Genomic DNA, 18,735 nt, shown 5'->3' on the forward strand with positions numbered 1-18,735 from the left:
GAATAACTGTATTCCGAAACAACCTACTGGATACTTATATGGGGTATGCCTATGAAAACAAATTTGTTATGGGCAGGGATTCTGGCCATCTCCTCTTGTCTTTCTCTGCCAGCCGTCGCAGCCGAACCGGTATCGATACTGGATCAGGTCAAACAGCGCTCAAAGCTCGTTATCGGCGTAGACCCCAGCGCCCCGCCCATGGCGCAGATCGGCGCGGATGGTCAGAGCGTCGGTTTCGCCCCGGATCTTGCCCGTGCCGTGGCTAAAGAGCTGAATGTGAGTGTCGAGTTCAAACCCATCTCCGGAGCCGTTCAGATTCCCGCCATCAAGAACGGCGACATCGATGCGATGTTCGGGTCGACCACACCCACTGTAAAACGTGAGCAGGTACTGGATTTCACCATCGTTTATAACTGGGACTATGTAGTGCCGCTGGTTCGGGCCGGTGACAGTGGCGATATCAAGACCTACACGCCACCCAAACGTGTTTCCACGTCCAAGAACAATTACGCGGCTCAACTCTTCAAAGACCTTGTGCCAACCGGCCAGGTGACGTTCTTTGACAACTACAGCGATGCCGTTGAAGCCCTGCGCTCCAATCAGACAGATGCCGTGCTGCTCAACAGTTTTTCAGCCAAGGCCTACGCCAAACGTTATGGCGACAGCCTGAAGATTGGCGAAGCATTCTTTACCGATCCACAGGCAATCATCGTGCGACAGAACGATTCACTCTGGCGTAATTATCTGAACCATACCATTCAGAAGATCTGGGCCCGTGGCGAGTTTGCCGAACTGTACGAAAAGCATTTTGGCTACAAACCTGAATTCACCCTCTGGTCTCAATACAGACTGCAGCCAGGTATCGAGAATTGATATCGTTCTGGGATGAGGCGAGCACTCTGTTCGCCTCGGCTTTTACCACGACTCTGCTTTTGGCCGTCATAAGCCTGGGCATTACTGCAATCCTCAGTGCGCCTGTCGCTCTGGCACTGCATGCCAGGTCTGCATGGGCCCGGGGATATGTAGACCTCGCGATGAAAGTCCCTTTGATCGTCAAACTTTTCGTGTGCTTTTATCTTCTGCAACTCAATCCACTGATATGCGGAGTCATTGCGCTTGTACTGCATCAAGTCGGGTATTGCGCCGAAATCCTGTCGGGAGGGCTGAGAGCCGTTCCCACCGAGTATGAAGACGCTGCTCTGAGTTCAGGTTTGTCATGGTCGAGAACCGCTTTTTCAATCCGGCTACCGGAAGCCTTGCGTCTGGTCGCTCCCTCGCTGGTACTGCAAACCGCAGAAATCATTAAAAACACCTCGATAGTCTCGCTCATTGGTGTTGTAGAACTCACCGGCGCATCGGAAACATTGCAGTCTCAAACCTTTGAATACTTGCGCGGTTTCCTCGCCGCAGCGGCCTCCTATGCAGTGCTGACACTCCCGATAATGGCCGCCGGCTATTTCATGGAAAAAAGATTACGGAGCAGGATATGAAAACCGTCCTGTCCATTATTGGCAGATACCGATTGCTGATCATCCTGGCTCTTTTTGGTGTATGGGCTCTGCTCGATCCGATCTGGAAAGAACTGGCTTCGTCCTGGCAGTTTTTTCTGGAGGGTCTTTATACGACAGCCATCTATTCCCTGGCAGGCGTAGTACTGGGTTTGCTCTTCGGTGGATTATTGGCAAGTCTGCGGCTTGCCGGAGGCCTTGCGGGTTTTATCGGGGGCTTCATTGTTGTAGCCACTCAAGCCGTGCCGCCGCTCTTCATTATCAGCGCAGCCTATCTGGTATCACCGGAGGTATTACCGTTCAGAGTGACACCCGCAACGGCCGCAGTCGTGGCACTGACCGTGATCGGGGGAAGCTATTATTGCGAAGCCCTGCGCAGTGCAATCGCGGGAGTCGAACAGCTACAGATCGAAGCCGCTGAAATCACCGGCCTGTCACGCAGAACAACATTGCTTCGCATCATATTGCCCCAGGCGCTTATCTCCTGCGTCCCGGCGCTGGGCGCGATCTCCATTGTGGTTTTCAAGCTGTCCACACTGCTTTATCCACTCGGAATTACCGACTTCTTCAGAACAACCGTACTGGTGAATAACCGGGTGGTTGCGCCTTGGCAGTGCTACGCACTTATTGCCGGTTTTTACTATGTCATGAGCGATGTTCTGCAGTGGGTCATCAACCGGATATCCGCACGCATTTCCGGCAATTCAACCCTGGAGCACGAGAACCAGAGCGCCAAAGTTGCCGTTAGTTGAAACCTCATACAAGGAGTAGACCATGACCACTCAACGCCAACTGCACCTGGCTGCATTCGGCGCTCTTGGGGGTAACCACATTGCCTCCTGGCGTCATCCGAAAGCCGACACTGCCCAGGTGCTCAGCGCCGCCTACTACAAAGACTTCGCCCGACTGGCCGAGCGAGGTCTTTTCGACCTGATCTTTTTCCCGGACATTCTGGCCGTCGCACAGGACCGGGATAAAGACGGCTTTAAAAACATTGCCAAGGGCATTCCCTTTCGGGCGGAACCTATCAGCACGCTCGCACTGATTGCTGGTGTAACGGAGCATATTGGTCTGGTGGGCACGGTATCGACAGCCCACACGCTGCCCTTCAATGTTGCCCGCACCTTCGCCTGGCTGGATCATCTCAGCGGCGGGCGCGTCGGCTGGAATATCGTGACGACTGCCAGTGAAGCGGAGTCGCGCAACTTCGGGACAAGCCTGCCGCCCCATGACGAGCGGTACGCACGCGCTGAAGAGTTTGTCGCCGTGGTACGAAAGCTTTGGGACAGCTGGAAGGATGATGCCATTCTCGGCGACAAGGAGAACGCACGGTTTGCCGATCCGGCACGGGTGAATCCCGTCGGCCATGAAGGCCGGTTCTATAAGGTTGAAGGCCCGCTTAACGTACCTCGCTCACCTCAAGGCCATCCCGTGCTGTTCCAGGCTGGCGCTTCCGATGTCGGCAGAAGCTTTGCTGCCCAGACTGCCGATGCCGTGTTCTTTGCAGCTCAGACTCGCGAGGACGCGCAACGAATCGGCTCGGATATCCGTCGGCTGGCGCAGCTCCACGGGCGATCGGCCGAAGGGGTACGCCTGCTGCTGGGTGTTCTGGTTATTGTCGGTGAGACCGAAGAGCAGGCCCGTGAGAAACAGGCCGAGCTGGGGCGTTTGCTGGAACCCGAGGTGGGTAGAGCCCTGTTATTTGAACTCATTGGTGTCGACCTGTCTGACTGGCCGCTGGACGGCCCGTTTCCAGAACTCGATCCCGCGGCCGTTCCCGGTATTAAAAGCCGATATGAATTACTTCGGGACATGGCGAAACGTGAGCAGATGACGCTCAGGCAGGTCATCGAGCGCGTCGCCAGCGCGGCAGGTCATCTTGTAGTGGTGGGTAATCCACAGCAGGTAGCCGACCAATTGCTGGACTGGTTCGATGCGGGGATCGTGGATGGCTATGCGGTCATGTGGCCACATCTGCTGGGAGGCATGCAGGACTTCGTCGACCTGGTCATACCTGAACTGCAACGACGCAATGCTTACCGCACCGCTTACACGGGCAATACGCTGCGCTCGCACCTGGAGTTGCCCGATATCGACTTGCCGGCGTGAAGCCGGGGGCAAATGCCCGGCAAAGCAAAGCCCCATCTCAAGGCAGGTGGGGCTAAAAGGATTGGGTCAGATTTTTTGACCCGAGACTTACACAATGAACTCTGGGTAATTGATAGACAGCGGAATTTCTTTATGCGGATTGAAAGAGTCGTAGGGATTTGAAATATGCCCTTTCTTGGTCGGATGCCGCGTAAAGAAAATCAGCATGTCCCGCGTGGCTCGTGAATCACTCACGGAGGCATGAACAGGCGAGAGACTGTGTTTGCGTTCGTGATCGACGATCAGCAATGTATCCAGAAACTTTTTGTGCTGTGCCTGCCCCAGACGATATTCGGGGTTGGCCTCATTCCAGCGGGTGCCATTCTTTTCTCTGTTGTCATGGATAAACGTGATCGCACTGTTATCCGTAATATTCTCTTTGCCCAACAGAGTTGTCATCGTATGGTCGACCCCATCGGCATGCACTCCCTCCAGGGCAGGCTCTCCGAGCAATTCAGGTGTCGTGATGGTTCTCAAGTTGAAAACCGTGGACACCAGGCTGGTGGAATCATAATCAAGGCTTGGCCGCGGGCTTATAGAAGTGTCCTTGATCAAGTAGGCCTTGAAAAGCAGCAGCGCTTGAAACGCACGGTTCAATTGCAGATCGTCACCAATCCCCCTGAACTCTCTGACTTTCCCCGAGTCATGGCGAACAAAGTCTTCCTGGGCAGAAAGAACAAAAGGTTGAAACTCTATCCTGTTGATCTTTGAGTTGGCGAAGTCCAGCTCAAAACGCCCGTTCCTTGATTCGCGAAAAGGCAGGGTTGGATCAGGAGGCAGGTTATCGCTGACACTCTTGAGCGCTTCAAGATCCTCGTCCGTGGCCCCCAAGCCTTTTACGATTCTCGTTACATCATCCCCGTCCAGAGAAATGAAGCTTTCCCTGACATACGCGGATTTTACTTCAGACAAAAAACTGACCAGATTAAAACTACCCATTTTAAACCTCATTTAAATGATTGCTGCCATGCACTGATGAGTTTGATATCACTGAGACGTTTGGCCACGAGGATACGTGGACCACTTACTTAATATGCTTCACCCCTCCTACACCATTGACAATCCCGAAAACCAAACTCAAAATCCTTTATCACTTTATGTCTTCAGGGAAGAACATGTTAAAAGCCAGGTTTCACAATAATGCCGTCCTGCTTATTTCCTGCCTGTTCGTTGTGCTGTGGTCCACCGGCTTTATCGTTGGAAGAATGATCGTTGGCTCCGCGTCTCCCAACATCTTTCTTGCCAGTCGTTTTTTTCTTTCCTTTTTACTGTTCACTTTCGCAGCGGCCTTGCTGAAAAAAATATGGCCTCCACTTAATGAGTGGCACAAGCACATATTCGCGGGCCTGCTCATTAACGGTCTTTATCTGGGCGGAAGCTACTGGGCCATTTCAAAAGGATTGCCCGCCGCCCTGATGGCTCTGCTGGGTGCCCTGCAACCGCTGCTGACGGTCGTGATTTCGATAGCCTTTCTGAAGGGAAGAATCGCGCCCCTTCAAGCGCTGGGCATCTTCATTGGACTTTCCGGCGTAACCCTTGTCCTTTCCCCGTCATTTCAAACAGGCAGCCACATTGATTACTCGTTTTCAGTCTTGCTGATTGCCATACTTTCCGTTTTCTCGATAACGTTTGGCACCATCCTGCAAAAGACTTCACTTGGAAAGTCTGAACTTCTGCCCTCCATGGCCATACAGAACCTGTTTTCATCGGTTGCTGCACTGATATTTATCCTGCTCCTTGACGAGTCACACCTGATCGTCAATGCAAACTTTATATTTTCTCTTGCCTGGGCCGTATTGGTCTTATCAGGATTGGGAACGCTGTCCCTGGTCTGGCTGATCAGAAACGGGGACATGACCAAGACAACATCCCTGTTACTACTCGCTCCGCCTTTGGCGGCATTAGAGGCTTGGGCCTTTTTTGGAGATAAGCTCGTGCCGATACAGATTGCCGGGTTTATCCTTTCATTACTGGGCGTCTGGTTTTGCAGGGTAAAAATTGCTCCCCCTGTTACCCAATAGCTCTAATCACTTCTGTTTGCCGATAATTCCTCAGCGAAACCGCTGAGGAATTATCGCAACCCTCACCCAGACTTGTGGCCCCGTGAGAAACTCCAGATCTTTTGGACCTCCATTGAAAATGGTGAGTTTTAACTCCATTTGATTGTGTCGTCAGGAGTGGTTTATTTCTTGTGAAAATTTAGAGTAGATAATAATCACGGGCTAATATTTGGCAACTACCATTTTTCAACATGTTTATTCCAGCCTGGAATATACTTCGACTGACACGTGGTTCTGTAAAGAAACATTACACTGACGTGTGATTTTTCAGAGTTTATTTTCCACACAAATAACCTTATAACTTCTTTTTATAAGAGCACTTCGGATAGTTTTTATCCGGGACCGAACTCTTCGCGAATGAATTCGCTCCTACGCCGTTTTAAACGCAGCATGACCGCCGTGTAGGAGCGAATTCATTCGCGAAACTGTTTATTGTGCGGTGAGCACAGCAGGAGGTGTGTTCTTTTTCATGGCGAAGATCAAACCGGCCATAATACACAGCGCACCAATGGTCCCGGCAAACCCCAGAGACTCGCCAAAGAAGGAAAATGCAAACAAGGTGGCAAAAAGAGGATCACTGGTTTCGATGATCTGGACCTTGCTCGCCTCTCCCTGATGCACAGCTTTGGTCGTGAAATAGAAGCCCCCAATAGTGGGCAGCAATACCAAGGCCGCGATTGCCAGTAGCGAAATACCGCTTGGGAATACAAAGCCCTCTCTGAGCAAAGGCACCGACAGATAAAGACTGCCGAAACCAAAGAGCCAGGCCAGTTGTGGCAATCCACTCCCCATGTTCATCAGTTTGGAAGTGAAGATGAACAAGGCATAACCCAACCCGGCCAGCAGCGCGAGAGTGACCCCAAGGTAGCTGCCGCTGATCTCTCCTTCGTAGCTCAGAATCAGGTAGACGCCCGCGAGGATGGCTGCAAAAGCGACGACTTTGTTGAACCCGATTCGCTCACCGAGGAACAAGGCAGACAGGATGATGGTCATGCCTCCAGCGGCATAAAGCAGAAATGCCACCAACGGGATGGACGCTTCCTGAAAGGCCCAGGTCTCGAAAAAGTAGAGGCAGAATATTCCCAGGAAGGCGAGCACAGCGAATTGAGGCCACTTGCTGGCCAGTGCCAGAGTTTCGCGCCTGCGCTCCTGAGTGATAGCGCAATAGAGGGCAATGACAAGAAAGGCTCCGAAACACTTCCAGAACGCAATCTGATTGGACGTTGAACCGTTTGCAAAGCCCACACGGGTCAAGGCTCCGATAGTACCGTTCAGAATCGCGGCAATCAGGGCATAAAACTCTGGGCGTTTAAATAAGCTGGCACTCATGGACATTCCTTACCTGGAAATGGAGAAGCCGCGTCATCGATGAAACGGCGGCATGCTTCCTTGCACAATGCGCTGGATTTTATAGCGCACAAAAGAAAAATGCCCGGTTTCAGCAGTCATGCTGGAACCAGGCATTTTCAGTCGCATCAAAAGCAGCGATTTTACTCTCTGCTGTTGTGCTGATATATGGTCGGGGTAAGGGGATTCGAACTCCTGACATCCTGCTCCCAAAGCAGGCGCGCTACCGGACTGCGCTATACCCCGTTGAAATCAAGACACCTCAACAAGCTGCCTGCGATCTGATGCTAATGGCATCAGATCTTTAAGATTCGGCTTCAAATATGACTTTGAAACCAAAAATGGTGGGTCGTGTGGGATTCGAACCTACGACCAATTGGTTAAAAGCCAACTGCTCTACCAACTGAGCTAACGACCCAAATTATGGTCGGGGTAAGGGGATTCGAACTCCTGACATCCTGCTCCCAAAGCAGGCGCGCTACCGGACTGCGCTATACCCCGTTGAAATCAAGACACCTCAACAAGCTGCCTGCGATCTGATGCTAATGGCATCAGATCTTTAAGATTCGGCTTCAAATATGACTTTGAAACCAAAAATGGTGGGTCGTGTGGGATTCGAACCTACGACCAATTGGTTAAAAGCCAACTGCTCTACCAACTGAGCTAACGACCCAAATTATGGTCGGGGTAAGGGGATTCGAACTCCTGACATCCTGCTCCCAAAGCAGGCGCGCTACCGGACTGCGCTATACCCCGACTGAAACAACCTTGAATCTGGTGAAATCTGGCTCCACGACCTGGACTCGAACCAGGGACCCAGTGATTAACAGTCACTTGCTCTACCAACTGAGCTATCGCGGAACTTCAATTTCAGATTCAACTTACTGCATTGAATCAACTCGCTGTTAACTCGTTAATTCAACCTCTTCGACCTTTTCGCTTCGTTTGCAACGTTGCGTTCACGTCTCTGAGGCGCGCTATTCTACATTTTCAAAAACACCTGTCAACCCTCTAAATTGCTTTTAAGACAATGATTTGCGATTTTTTTTCAGATCGCCTGCGCACTCCCTGCAAACCCGATTCCTGCACCGCCAGCCGCCCCTATAAAAAAGGGCCCTCACCAGGAGAGCCCTTCCGTTCAGCTATATAAAGAAGCGATCAGCCAAAAACGATCTCGCCATCCACCACCTTGCCAGTGATGCTGGAGCCTGGCACAAAGCTGCCCGACAGGATCAACTGGGCCAACGGGTTTTCGATCCAGCGCTGTATCGCACGCTTGAGAGGCCGTGCGCCATACACCGGGTCGTAACCAATGGCGATCAGCTTGTCGAGGGCTTCCGGGCTCAATGTCAGGGAAAGCTCGCGCTCTGCAAGACGGCTGCGCAGACGTCCCAGCTGAATCTCGGTAATGCCCGCGATCTGATCCCGCGCCAACGGCTCGAAGATCACCACTTCGTCGATCCGGTTGATGAACTCCGGCCGGAAATGTGTACTGACTGCATCCATCACCGCAGCACGCTGCGCTTCACGATCACCTACCAGCTCCTGGATCTGTGCAGACCCGAGGTTGGAGGTCATGACAATCACGGTATTGCGGAAATCCACCGTGCGACCATGGCTATCCGTCAGGCGCCCATCCTCCAGCACTTGCAGCAGAATGTTGAAAACGTCTGCGTGCGCCTTCTCGACCTCATCGAGCAGGATCACCGAATAAGGCTTGCGACGAACAGCCTCGGTCAGATAACCGCCCTCTTCATAACCGACATAGCCCGGTGGCGCACCGATCAGGCGAGCGACGGAGTGTTTCTCCATGAACTCGGACATATCGATCCGTACCATGGCCTCTTCGGTATCGAACAGAAACTCAGCCAGCGCCTTGCACAGCTCAGTCTTACCGACACCAGTCGGGCCCAGGAACATGAAGGAGCCGCTCGGGCGATTAGGATCGGACAACCCGGCACGGGAACGACGCACGGCGCTGGCCACAGCCACTACGGCTTCACTCTGGCCTATCACACGCTTGTGCAGCAGGCTTTCCATTTTCAGCAGCTTCTCACGCTCGCCTTCGAGCATTTTCGACACTGGAATGCCTGTCCACTTGGAGACGACTTCAGCAATCTCCTCCTCGGTCACCCGGCTGCGCAGCAACTGGTTTTCCGGCTTGCCGTGCTGATCGACCATCTGCAGGCTGCGCTCCAGGTCCGGGATGATGCCGTACTGCAATTCAGCCATGCGGTTCAGATCACCGCGACGACGGGCCGCTTCCAGCTCCTGGCGCGACTGCTCGATTTTCTGCTGGATCTGCGCCGAACCGGTCACTTCAGCCTTTTCCGAAGCCCAGACCTCTTCAAGATCGGCGTACTCACGTTCCATACGCTCGATATCGAGCTGCAGCTTTTCCAGACGCTTGATTGCCGCCTCGTCCTTTTCCTTCTTGAGGGCCTGAGATTCGACCTTCAACTGGATCAGACGACGCTCAAGACGGTCGAGCACTTCTGGTTTGGAATCGATTTCCATGCGAATGCGGCTGGCCGCTTCGTCGATCAGGTCGATGGCCTTGTCCGGCAACTGGCGATCCGTGATGTAGCGATGGCTCAGTTTGGCGGCCGCAATAATCGCACCGTCGGTAATACCGACTTTATGGTGAACCTCGTAGCGCTCTTTCAAACCACGCAGGATGGCGATGGTGTCTTCTTCGCTAGGTTCTTCCACCAGCACTTTCTGGAAGCGGCGCTCAAGGGCAGCGTCCTTCTCTATATATTGGCGATACTCGTTGAGCGTGGTCGCGCCGACGCAATGCAGCTCGCCACGAGCCAGAGCCGGCTTGAGCATATTGCCCGCATCCATAGAGCCTTCACCTTTACCGGCACCGACCATGGTATGCAGTTCGTCGATGAACAGGATGATCTGGCCTTCCTGTTTACTCAGCTCATTGAGCAGCGACTTCAGGCGCTCCTCGAACTCACCACGGTATTTGGCACCGGCAATCAATGCGCCCATGTCCAGCGATAGCAGACGCTTGCCTTTAAGGCCGTCCGGAACCTCGCCATTAATGATGCGCTGCGCCAGACCTTCGGCGATGGCGGTCTTGCCCACGCCGGGTTCGCCGATCAGCACCGGGTTGTTCTTGGTCCGCCGTTGCAGGACCTGAATGGTCCGGCGAATCTCATCGTCCCGCCCGATCACCGGATCAAGCTTGCCCTCTTCGGCGCGCTTGGTCAGGTCGACGGTGTACTTGTCCAGAGCCTGACGCGACTCTTCAACGTTGGGGTCATTGACCGCGCCACCGCCACGCAGGTTATTGATGGCATTCTCAAGCGCCTTCTTGCTCACGCCCTGACCGAGCAGCAACTTGCCCAGCTTGCTGTTCTCGTCCATGGCGGCAAGCAGCACCAGCTCGCTGGAAATGAACTGGTCGCCCTTCTGTTGCGCCAGACGATCAGCCTGATTGAGCAGGCGCGCCAGATCCTGGGACATGTTGACGTCGCCGGTAGGGTTCTGGATTTTCGGCAGATGGTCGAGCTCTTTGCTCAACTCTTTGCGCAGGCTGTTGATGTCAAAGCCCACTTGCAGCAATAAAGGCTTGATGGAGCCGCCTTGCTGTTCGAGCAAAGCCTGCATCAAGTGCGCAGGCTCGATGGCTGGATGATCCAGGCCCACGGCCAGCGATTGGGAGTCTGATAAAGCCAATTGCAACTTGCTGGTCAATCTATCGATACGCATTAGTCACCTTCCTTCAAAGCAGGCCGGAGCAATGAACACACCTATAACGAAAACCTGCTGGATAGTCAGTTAGATGTGGACGATTCTGCGGGTTTCAAGCTCGACTTGATTGATGCACATCAGCCCGACGCGCAAGCCAGCCATAACGGGCTGCACCAGGAGGCCTGCAATCAGGCTTGATCTATCCAGATCAGCGAGGCAAAACGGCCAGTGGTGGCACTACGGCGGTAAGAAAAGAAACGTGAGTCAGTGAACGTATCCAGTCCGCCACCATGGACTGATAAAACACCATAGGCGGCCAGCCGTAAACGTGCAAGGGCGTAGATATCGGCCATGAAACGCCCGGCATTGGCGCTTGGGATAAAGGCATCGGCCGTTTCAGGATGGGTTTCCATGAAGGTTTCCCGAACCTCTGGACCAACCTCGAAGGAAAGCTGCCCGATGGCTGGACCAAGCCAGACCATGATCTCCTCCGGTGCAACCTGCAAACTGCTGGCAGTCGCCTCAAGCACACCTGCCGCAAGGCCACGCCAGCCGGCATGTGCAGCAGCGACTCGGGTGCCATCGCGACGACAGAACAGAGCGGGCAGGCAATCGGCGGTCATGATGGTGCAAGCCACGCCGGGCGTGTCGGTCCAGCTTGCATCGGCCTCGGCCACCGAGGAAGGATCGGCATGCGCCACAACAACACCGTGTACCTGACGCAACCAGGCAGGCTGCACATTCAGTTGCGATGACAGGTATTGGCGATTACTGGCGACTGCTTGCGGGTTGTCACTGACGTGATCGCCCAGATTGAAGCTGTCGAACGGAGCCTGGCTGGCTCCGCCCGAACGGGTGGTGATGCAGGACCTGACGTGCGCAGGCGCAGGCCAGTCTGGAATCAGCCAGTCACTCACCCGATGAATGCCTCGCGGTCCTGCTTGAGCAACGACAGCAGCCAGACGAAATCGTCAGGCAGTGGCGACTCCCAGCTCATGCGCTGGCCGGAGACCGGGTGATCCAGCTCCAGGAAACGGGCATGCAGCGCCTGACGCGGGAAAGTCTTCAACGACTCGACCATGGTCTGGCTGGCTGCTGGCGGGATACGGAAACGACCGCCATAAGCCGGATCGCCCACCAACGGATAGTTGATGTGCGCCATGTGTACGCGGATCTGGTGAGTGCGACCGGTTTCCAGCTTGACCCGCACGTGAGTGTGGGAGCGGAAACGTTCGAGCACGCGGTAATGACTGACCGCCTGCTTGCCGCCTTCCATTACCGCCATGCGCTGACGCTGCTGACCATGACGCCCGATCGGCGCATCGATCTTGCCGCCAGCGGTGACGACACCGATGACGATGCATTCATAGATGCGGCTGACACTGCGGTTTTGCAGTTGCGTCACCAGTTGAGTCTGGGCCTGAATGGTCTTGGCGACCACCATCAGGCCCGTGGTGTCCTTGTCCAGACGATGCACGATACCGGCGCGCGGCACGTTGATGATGTCCGGGACGTGATGCAGCAAGGCATTGAGCAAGGTGCCGTCGGCATGACCTGCGGCAGGATGCACCACCAGGCCGGCGGGTTTGTTGATCACCAGGATCTGGTCGTCTTCGTAGACGATATCCAGCTCGATATCCTGAGCAACCCACTCGCCCTGAGCTTCCTGCTCGGCAATCAGTTGCAGGACAGAGCCACCGTGAACGATGTCACGCGGGCGCAGGACACCGCCGTCCACAGTCAGACGGCCGTCCTTGATCCAGGCGGAAAGGCGCGAGCGCGAGTGCTCTGCGAATAATTGTGCGGCGACTTGATCGAGGCGTTGACCGCCCAATTCGGACGGCACCTCTGCGCGAAGTTCTATATTTTCGGACATGGCCAGACTAGAAGGCGCGGCTAGCCTTTGGTTTCGGCAGCGCGCTTGTGGTTAAATACGGCGTCTTTTGCCCCGCGGGTCTTGCGGGGCGCTCATCATAACAGGACGGCCCCGCCCAAGACAGCAGGCCGTTATAGGGACGCAAGCCGCCATGCAAGTGAAACACCTGCTGCTGATCGCCATCCTCGCACTGACTGCGGCCTGTTCGTCGAAGGAAGTCATCGACGAGAACCTCAGTGAGGTCGAGCTGTACCAGCAGGCGCAGGCCGACCTGGACAACAACAGCTACAACAGCGCCACCGAGAAGCTCAAGGCTCTGGAATCACGCTATCCGTTCGGTCGCTATGCCGATCAGGCACAGCTTGAACTGATTTACTCGAACTACAAGAACAGTGAACCCGAGGCCGCCAAGTCCGCTGCCGAACGCTTCATTCGCCTGCACCCGCAACACCCTAACGTCGACTATGCGTACTACATGAAAGGCCTGACCTCCTTCGACCAGGACGTCGGCCTGCTGGCGCGCTTCCTGCCACTGGACCAGACCAAACGTGACCCGGGTGCTGCACGCGACTCGTTCAACGAGTTCGCTCAACTGACCAGCCGCTACCCGAACAGCCGTTACTCGCCTGACGCCAAGCAGCGCATGATTTACCTGCGCAACCTGCTGGCGGCATACGAAATTCACGTAGCCGACTACTACCTGACACGTCAGGCCTATGTCGCCGCCGCCAACCGTGGCCGCTACGTTGTGGAAAACTTCCAGGAAACACCTTCGGTCGGTGATGGCCTTGCAGTGATGGTCGAGTCCTATCAGCGCCTGCACCTCGACGATCTGGCAGCTACCAGCCTCGAAGTCCTGAAAGCCAACTACCCGAACCACCCGCAACTGGCTGACGGCCAGTTCACGCCTCGCCAGGCCGAAGCCGACAACCGCACGTGGCTGTCGAAAGCGACTCTGGGCCTGATCAATGGCAGCGCGCCTTTGCCACCGGGCGAAACCCGCGCCAACCAGGACATCCAGAAGCAGTATCAGGATGCCAAGGACGCCATCCCGAAAGAATTGCTGCCGGAAAACCAGGCAGAGCTGGATGAGCAGGCCAAGGAAGCTGAAGAAGCCAAAGGCAACAAAAGCCGCTCCTGGTTCAGCTACATGACACTGGGTCTGTTCGACTGAGACCGGTGATCACAAGAAAGAGGCCTGCGGGCCTCTTTTTTTGTGCCACACATTTGCGGGAGCGAATCGGGCGGCGCTCCGCTTATCCGCGATGACGGCCTCTTCGCGAATAAATTCACTCCTACTTCATTCCCGCCTGCGCCTTGGCTACACTGCGGGCTATTCAATCATTAAGCTGGTAGTCATGATTCGCATAATTATGTGGGTCGCGTTGATCGCGGCAGTGGTGTGGTTCGTCAAGCGCCTGCTCAACCCTCCTGCCCCCAAAAAACGTGAAGAACCGCCAGAAACTGCGGCATCGCCCATGGTACGTTGCGCCCATTGTGGCGTTCATCTTCCTCGTGATCGTGCATTGAGCCAGGAACAACAATGGTATTGCAGCGAGTCGCACAGGCTAGAAGGCCCAGCGACTCGTGACCGCTGAGACGCTTTCACTCGGCAGCCCCCAAGCGCAACGGATTCTGCGGCTGTATCACCTGTATCGACTGACCATCGGCATCGTGCTGGTGCTGTTGATTTCCAGCGACCTGGACACCGAACTGTTGCAACTGGCCAACCTGAATCTGTTTCGGGCTGGCTGCTGGCTGTATCTGGTGTTCAACATTCTGGTTGTGGTGCTGCTTGAACGCCCCAGCCATAAAGTCCAGCTCTTCAGCCTGGCAGTGACCGATGCGGTGATGCTGTCAGGGCTGTTCTATGCCGCGGGTGGTACTTCCAGCGGCATTGGCAACCTGCTGATTGCCTCGGTCGCCATCAGTAATGTCCTGTTGCGCGGTCGCCTCGGTCTGCTGATCGCCGCTGTCTCTGCCATCGGCATCATTTACCTGACCTTCTACATCAGCTTCATCAGCCCGCTGGCCTCGAACGACTATCTGCAGGCCAGCACACTGGGCGCCTTGTGTTTTGCCGCCGCCATGCTGGTACAGGCACTGACCGCCCGTATGCAGGTGAGCGAAGTACTGGCAGAACAGCGCGCCGCCGATGTCGACAACCTCGAAGAACTCAATGCCCTGATCCTGCAACGCATGCGCACCGGCATTCTGGTGCTCGACTCGCGACGACAGGTCCTGCTGGCCAATCAGGGTGCATTGAGCCTGCTGGGCCACGAGCAACTGGTCGGTCAGGTCATCGACCAGTATTCGCCACAACTGGTAGATCGCCTCAGGCAATGGCTGATCAATCCGATCATGGCGCCACGCAGCATCTCGACCTCCGCCATCGGTCCGATCCTGCAACCGAGCTTCGCCGCACTCAATCGGGGTGACCAGCGCCAGACGCTGATTTTTCTGGAAGATCTCTCACAGGTTGCCCATCAGGCCCAGCAGTTGAAGCTTGCCGCACTGGGCCGCCTGACGGCCGGCATCGCTCATGAGATCCGCAATCCGCTGGGCGCCGTCAGCCATGCCGCGCAATTGCTCAATGAGTCGGAAGAGCTGTCAGGACCGGATAGGCGGCTCGGGCAGATCATTCACGACCAATCGCGACGCATCAATGTAGTGATCGAGAACGTCCTGCAACTGTCCAGACGCCGCGAAACCGAACCCGAGCTGCTGGACCTGAGAGCCTGGCTGGAGAATTTCGTAGCAGACTTTCGCAGCTCTGCGCCTGCCAACCAGTTGGTCCACACCGAAATAGGCCAGGGCATGCTCACCACGCGCATGGACCCGGAGCAACTGAATCAGGTGCTGACCAACTTGCTGCAGAATGGCTTACGCTACAGCGGCATGAATCATGAGACAGCGCAGGTCTGGCTGAAGCTGTTTCACAACCCGGAAAACGACTTGCCTACCCTGGAAGTCCTTGATGACGGGCCTGGCGTGTCCGAACAGCATCTGGCCAAACTCTTCGAGCCCTTTTTCACCACAGAAAGCAAAGGTACGGGCCTTGGCCTCTACCTTTCCCGCGAGCTGTGCGAAAGCAACCAGGCACATCTGGATTACACCCTTCGCCATGAGGGCGGTAGTTGTCTGCGCATCACTTTCGCTCACCCGTTCAAGTTGAGCTGAGCATGACCCAACGGCAAAAGATCCTGATAGTCGATGATGAGCCGGACATTCGTGAACTCCTGGAGATCACGCTCGGCCGGATGAAACTCGACACCCGTAGCGCCCGCAATGTAACCGAGGCCAGAAACTGGCTGGCTCGCGAACCCTTCGACATGTGCCTGACCGACATGCGCTTGCCTGACGGTAATGGCCTGGAACTGGTGCAGCATATTCAGCAGGTTTACCCACAAACGCCTGTGGCGATGATCACCGCCCATGGCAGCCTGGATATGGCCATCCACGCACTCAAGGCAGGTGCCTTCGACTTTCTGACCAAGCCGGTAGATCTGACCCGGCTTCGCGAACTGGTCAGCAGCGCCTTGCGACTGCACCCCGGCACTCAAACGGAACGCAGCATCGACAGCCGTTTACTGGGCAACTCACCACCGATGCGCGCCCTTCGCAAGCAAATCGACAAACTGGCGCGCAGCCAGGCTCCGATCTATATCAGTGGCGAATCGGGTAGCGGCAAGGAACTGGTCGCCCGCTTGATCCATGAGCAAGGGCCACGCATCGACAAACCCTTCGTGCCGGTCAACTGCGGCGCAATCCCGTCAGAATTGATGGAAAGCGAGTTCTTCGGCCATCGCAAAGGCAGTTTTACCGGCGCTCATGAAGACAAGCCGGGCCTGTTTCAGACAGCCAATAATGGCACGCTGTTTCTTGATGAGGTGGCTGACTTGCCGCTGGCCATGCAGGTCAAACTGCTGCGTGCCATACAGGAAAAGTCCATACGCAGCGTCGGCGGTCAGCAGGAGCAAGTGGTGGATGTGCGCATTCTATGTGCCACCCACAAAGACTTGAGTGCCGAGGTTGCTGCCGGGCGCTTCCGGCAGGATTTGTATTACCGCCTGAACGTCATCGAATTGCGAGTACCGCCCTTGCGTGAACGGCGCGAAGATATCGATCAACTGGTCGGCAGCGTTCTGCAACGCTTGGCCACCAACTGCGGTCAGGCGGCAGCGCGCCTCCACCCGCAGGCACTGGAAACCCTGAAAAGCTATCGCTTCCCCGGCAACGTTCGCGAGCTTGAGAACATGCTGGAACGCGCCTATACGCTCTGCGAAAACGATGAGATCCACGCCAGCGACCTTCGTCTTGCTGAATCCGGCACACCCCAGGAGCACGACGGCCCCAATCTGGCCGACATCGACAATCTGGAAGATTACCTGGAAAGCATCGAACGCAAACTGATCCTGCAGGCCCTGGAAGAAACCCGCTGGAACCGGACCGCGGCAGCACAGCGCCTGAGCCTGTCATTCAGATCTATGCGTTACCGGTTGAAGAAGCTGGGGTTGGATTAAGTGAAGTGCGGGAGCGAATCGGGCGGCGCTCCGCTCATTCACGAAAACGCCCCGCCGACGCATACGGAGCCGGATCGATGATCGGCTCACGCCCCACCAGCAGATCAGTCAGCAACTGGCAGGACGCAGGTGCCAGCACCAGACCATTACGGTAATGCCCGCAATTCAGCCAAAGCCCATCGAAGCCGTCCAGCGGGCCGATAAAGGGAATGCCTTCGGGCGAGCCGGGGCGCAACCCTGCCCATTGGGCGACAGGTTCGGCGTTTGCCAGTTCGGGAATCAATTCGATGGCCGAAGCCTTGAGGCTTTCCAGCGCCGAAGTGGTCGGCGTCTTGTCGAAGCCTTCATGCTCCAGCGTACTGCCGATCAAGATATGACCGTCACGACGCGGGATCGCGTAACGCCCCTTGGCCAGCACCATGCTGGACAGAAAGTCGGACGCACACTTGTAGAGAATCATCTGGCCTTTGACCGGCTCGACAGGCAATTCCAGGCCCAGGGTCTTGAGCAATTCGCCGCTCCAGGCCCCCGCTGCCAACACGACCCGATCAGCCGGAATATCGCCCGTTTCCGTGCAGACACCCCGAATGGCGTTGCCCTCGCGAACGAATCCCTTGACCTCGCATTGCTCACGAATCTCGACATTGGGCAGCGCCAGTAACGCCGCCTTGAGGGACTTCACCAATCGCGGATTACGCACATTGGCCACATCAGCCATATAAATCGCACGTGAGTAGCCTTGCCCCAGCGCCGGCACAGCATCGTGAACGGCCGACACATCGACACTGCTCAATGGTCGCTGCTCGCGGGCCGCCCACTCCAGTGCTTGCTGTTCATCGTCCAGATCCAGCCAGTACAAACCGGTCTTGTGAACTTCAGGGTCAACGCCTGTCTGGGCAAAAAGGCGCTCGGCCAGATGCGGGTAAAAGTTCTGGGACCAATGCGAGAGGGCCGTAACTGCCGGGCTGTAGCGCCATGGATAGAGTGGCGACACAATCCCGCCGCCCGCCCATGAAGATTCCTGACCGACACCGGAGCGATCAAGCAACACGACACTGGCCACCTCGGCGGCAAGGTTGAAGGCAGTCAACAACCCGATAACACCACCACCGACGATCACTACATGTTGCTTGTGCATTTTGGTCTCTAGGCAAAGAAAAAGGAGTTAACGCCCCCAGCAGTCCTTGGTTGTCACGCCGCTGGTGGCGCCTGTATTGCTGATTGCCCCGGTGTTCTTGATGACAAAGCTGCCGCACTTGTCGCCGTTCATGAGCGAGCCAGCGACAGGGCTGGCGGTCAAGGTGAAGTCTGCGGCATTGAGGACCGAGCCAATACCGTAATAACTATTGCCGGTACTCAATCCTGTTGCTCCGACGTAGGTGCCATTTCTTGAAAAGAAACGCTCAAGCGCCTGAGTCTGCTCCGAAAGCAGGCTGGCAATGGCCGAGCGCTGGCTGCGCTTCGTGTATTCGACATAACTGGGGTAAGCAACAGCCGCCAGAATACCGACAATCGCAACGACGATCATGAGTTCGATCAAGGTAAAGCCTTTGGATACTGCTCGCATG

Annotated in this window: 16 protein-coding genes and 6 tRNA genes; 9 read left to right on the forward strand and 13 right to left on the reverse strand. The window is 55.6% G+C overall.

Annotated features, from left to right (window positions below):
• The first annotated feature begins 51 nt into the window (after window positions 1–51).
• From ACODS3_RS01275 to ACODS3_RS01290, 4 genes are read left to right on the forward strand one after another with little or no spacing between them, the layout of a single operon-like run.
• Window positions 52–873: a substrate-binding periplasmic protein gene (locus tag ACODS3_RS01275; protein ID WP_201018746.1), complete on the forward strand. Its 822-nt coding sequence runs from the start codon at window positions 52–54 to the stop codon at window positions 871–873.
• Window positions 870–1,490, forward strand: a complete 621-nt coding sequence (locus tag ACODS3_RS01280) for an amino acid ABC transporter permease (protein WP_201018745.1) — start codon at window positions 870–872, stop codon at window positions 1,488–1,490. Before ACODS3_RS01275 ends, ACODS3_RS01280 begins: the two co-directional genes overlap by 4 nt.
• Window positions 1,487–2,260, forward strand: coding sequence for an ABC transporter permease subunit (locus ACODS3_RS01285; RefSeq protein ID WP_304575520.1), 774 nt, complete (start codon window positions 1,487–1,489; stop codon window positions 2,258–2,260). The genes ACODS3_RS01280 and ACODS3_RS01285 overlap by 4 nt, the downstream gene beginning before the upstream one ends.
• A 22-nt stretch (window positions 2,261–2,282) precedes the next feature.
• A complete protein-coding gene (locus ACODS3_RS01290; protein ID WP_489032920.1) occupies window positions 2,283–3,617 on the forward strand; it encodes an LLM class flavin-dependent oxidoreductase in 1,335 nt (444 codons plus the stop codon).
• 87 nt (window positions 3,618–3,704) lie between these two features.
• Here ACODS3_RS01290 and ACODS3_RS01295 read toward each other — a convergent pair whose 3' ends face one another.
• Window positions 3,705–4,595 carry a 2OG-Fe dioxygenase family protein gene (locus tag ACODS3_RS01295; protein ID WP_095067756.1) on the reverse strand — a complete coding sequence of 297 codons (891 nt, stop codon included), beginning with the start codon at window positions 4,593–4,595 and terminating at the stop codon, window positions 3,705–3,707.
• Window positions 4,596–4,771: 176 nt separating this feature from the next.
• Between ACODS3_RS01295 and ACODS3_RS01300 the strand changes: the two genes are divergently transcribed.
• Complete coding sequence (locus tag ACODS3_RS01300; protein WP_201018742.1) at window positions 4,772–5,677, forward strand: DMT family transporter; 906 nt, start codon at window positions 4,772–4,774, stop codon at window positions 5,675–5,677.
• Between the two features lie 468 nt (window positions 5,678–6,145).
• Here ACODS3_RS01300 and ACODS3_RS01305 read toward each other — a convergent pair whose 3' ends face one another.
• The 10 genes from ACODS3_RS01305 to rluD all read right to left on the reverse strand — a co-directional run bounded on the left by ACODS3_RS01305 (window position 6,146) and on the right by rluD (window position 12,644).
• Window positions 6,146–7,045 carry a DMT family transporter gene (locus ACODS3_RS01305; RefSeq protein ID WP_201018741.1) on the reverse strand — a complete coding sequence of 300 codons (900 nt, stop codon included), beginning with the start codon at window positions 7,043–7,045 and terminating at the stop codon, window positions 6,146–6,148.
• A 187-nt stretch (window positions 7,046–7,232) separates the two neighbouring features.
• Window positions 7,233–7,309 (reverse strand) — tRNA-Pro (locus ACODS3_RS01310).
• A gap of 96 nt (window positions 7,310–7,405) precedes the next feature.
• A tRNA-Lys gene (locus ACODS3_RS01315) sits at window positions 7,406–7,481 on the reverse strand.
• Window positions 7,482–7,487: 6 nt separating this feature from the next.
• Window positions 7,488–7,564, reverse strand: a tRNA-Pro gene (locus ACODS3_RS01320).
• 96 nt (window positions 7,565–7,660) lie between these two features.
• Window positions 7,661–7,736: transfer RNA gene (locus ACODS3_RS01325), tRNA-Lys, on the reverse strand.
• A gap of 6 nt (window positions 7,737–7,742) precedes the next feature.
• A tRNA-Pro gene (locus ACODS3_RS01330) sits at window positions 7,743–7,819 on the reverse strand.
• 29 nt (window positions 7,820–7,848) lie between these two features.
• A tRNA-Asn gene (locus ACODS3_RS01335) sits at window positions 7,849–7,924 on the reverse strand.
• Window positions 7,925–8,221: 297 nt separating this feature from the next.
• Window positions 8,222–10,786 (reverse strand): ATP-dependent chaperone ClpB, encoded by a 2,565-nt coding sequence (gene clpB / locus ACODS3_RS01340; RefSeq protein ID WP_201018740.1) that lies wholly within the window; start codon window positions 10,784–10,786, stop codon window positions 8,222–8,224.
• Between the two features lie 170 nt (window positions 10,787–10,956).
• The gene (pgeF, locus tag ACODS3_RS01345; RefSeq protein WP_489032923.1) at window positions 10,957–11,685 is read right to left on the reverse strand and encodes a peptidoglycan editing factor PgeF; all 729 of its coding nucleotides are present in this window, start codon (window positions 11,683–11,685) and stop codon (window positions 10,957–10,959) included.
• Window positions 11,682–12,644 (reverse strand): 23S rRNA pseudouridine(1911/1915/1917) synthase RluD, encoded by a 963-nt coding sequence (gene rluD / locus ACODS3_RS01350; RefSeq protein ID WP_201018738.1) that lies wholly within the window; start codon window positions 12,642–12,644, stop codon window positions 11,682–11,684. Before rluD ends, pgeF begins: the two co-directional genes overlap by 4 nt.
• A gap of 151 nt (window positions 12,645–12,795) precedes the next feature.
• On the opposite strand from rluD, the gene ACODS3_RS01355 reads away from it, so the two are divergent.
• The 4 genes from ACODS3_RS01355 to ACODS3_RS01370 all read left to right on the forward strand — a co-directional run bounded on the left by ACODS3_RS01355 (window position 12,796) and on the right by ACODS3_RS01370 (window position 17,167).
• Window positions 12,796–13,818, forward strand: a complete 1,023-nt coding sequence (locus ACODS3_RS01355; protein WP_201006320.1) for an outer membrane protein assembly factor BamD — start codon at window positions 12,796–12,798, stop codon at window positions 13,816–13,818.
• Window positions 13,819–14,002: 184 nt separating this feature from the next.
• The gene (locus tag ACODS3_RS01360) at window positions 14,003–14,242 is read left to right on the forward strand and encodes a PP0621 family protein (protein WP_268939647.1); all 240 of its coding nucleotides are present in this window, start codon (window positions 14,003–14,005) and stop codon (window positions 14,240–14,242) included.
• A complete protein-coding gene (locus tag ACODS3_RS01365) occupies window positions 14,232–15,824 on the forward strand; it encodes a sensor histidine kinase (RefSeq protein ID WP_201018736.1) in 1,593 nt (530 codons plus the stop codon). The genes ACODS3_RS01360 and ACODS3_RS01365 overlap by 11 nt, the downstream gene beginning before the upstream one ends.
• A gap of 2 nt (window positions 15,825–15,826) precedes the next feature.
• The gene (locus ACODS3_RS01370; RefSeq protein ID WP_201018735.1) at window positions 15,827–17,167 is read left to right on the forward strand and encodes a sigma-54-dependent transcriptional regulator; all 1,341 of its coding nucleotides are present in this window, start codon (window positions 15,827–15,829) and stop codon (window positions 17,165–17,167) included.
• Window positions 17,168–17,201: 34 nt separating this feature from the next.
• On the opposite strand, the gene thiO is transcribed toward ACODS3_RS01370, so the two are convergent.
• Window positions 17,202–18,305: a glycine oxidase ThiO gene (gene thiO, locus ACODS3_RS01375; RefSeq protein WP_304575517.1), complete on the reverse strand. Its 1,104-nt coding sequence runs from the start codon at window positions 18,303–18,305 to the stop codon at window positions 17,202–17,204.
• 27 nt (window positions 18,306–18,332) lie between these two features.
• On the reverse strand, window positions 18,333–18,734 hold the full coding sequence (locus tag ACODS3_RS01380) for a type IV pilin protein (protein WP_201006326.1): 402 nt from the start codon (window positions 18,732–18,734) through the stop codon (window positions 18,333–18,335).
• Window position 18,735: the final 1 nt, after the last annotated feature.

Source organism: Pseudomonas sp. FG43, assembly GCF_057809175.1.

Bases quoted from the DNA above. Each gene is read 5' to 3' on its own strand.
- ACODS3_RS01275 (WP_201018746.1), top strand. From the start codon at position 52: ATGAAAACAAATTTGTTATGGGCAGGGATTCTGGCCATCTCCTCTTGT.
- ACODS3_RS01285 (WP_304575520.1), top strand. From the start codon at position 1,487: ATGAAAACCGTCCTGTCCATTATTGGCAGATACCGATTGCTGATCATC.
- ACODS3_RS01290 (WP_489032920.1), top strand. From the start codon at position 2,283: ATGACCACTCAACGCCAACTGCACCTGGCTGCATTCGGCGCTCTTGGG.
- ACODS3_RS01295 (WP_095067756.1), bottom strand. From the start codon at position 4,595: ATGGGTAGTTTTAATCTGGTCAGTTTTTTGTCTGAAGTAAAATCCGCG.
- ACODS3_RS01300 (WP_201018742.1), top strand. From the start codon at position 4,772: ATGTTAAAAGCCAGGTTTCACAATAATGCCGTCCTGCTTATTTCCTGC.
- ACODS3_RS01305 (WP_201018741.1), bottom strand. From the start codon at position 7,045: ATGAGTGCCAGCTTATTTAAACGCCCAGAGTTTTATGCCCTGATTGCC.
- clpB (WP_201018740.1), bottom strand. From the start codon at position 10,786: ATGCGTATCGATAGATTGACCAGCAAGTTGCAATTGGCTTTATCAGAC.
- rluD (WP_201018738.1), bottom strand. From the start codon at position 12,644: ATGTCCGAAAATATAGAACTTCGCGCAGAGGTGCCGTCCGAATTGGGC.
- ACODS3_RS01355 (WP_201006320.1), top strand. From the start codon at position 12,796: ATGCAAGTGAAACACCTGCTGCTGATCGCCATCCTCGCACTGACTGCG.
- ACODS3_RS01360 (WP_268939647.1), top strand. From the start codon at position 14,003: ATGATTCGCATAATTATGTGGGTCGCGTTGATCGCGGCAGTGGTGTGG.
- ACODS3_RS01370 (WP_201018735.1), top strand. From the start codon at position 15,827: ATGACCCAACGGCAAAAGATCCTGATAGTCGATGATGAGCCGGACATT.
- thiO (WP_304575517.1), bottom strand. From the start codon at position 18,305: ATGCACAAGCAACATGTAGTGATCGTCGGTGGTGGTGTTATCGGGTTG.
- ACODS3_RS01380 (WP_201006326.1), bottom strand. From the start codon at position 18,734: ATGCGAGCAGTATCCAAAGGCTTTACCTTGATCGAACTCATGATCGTC.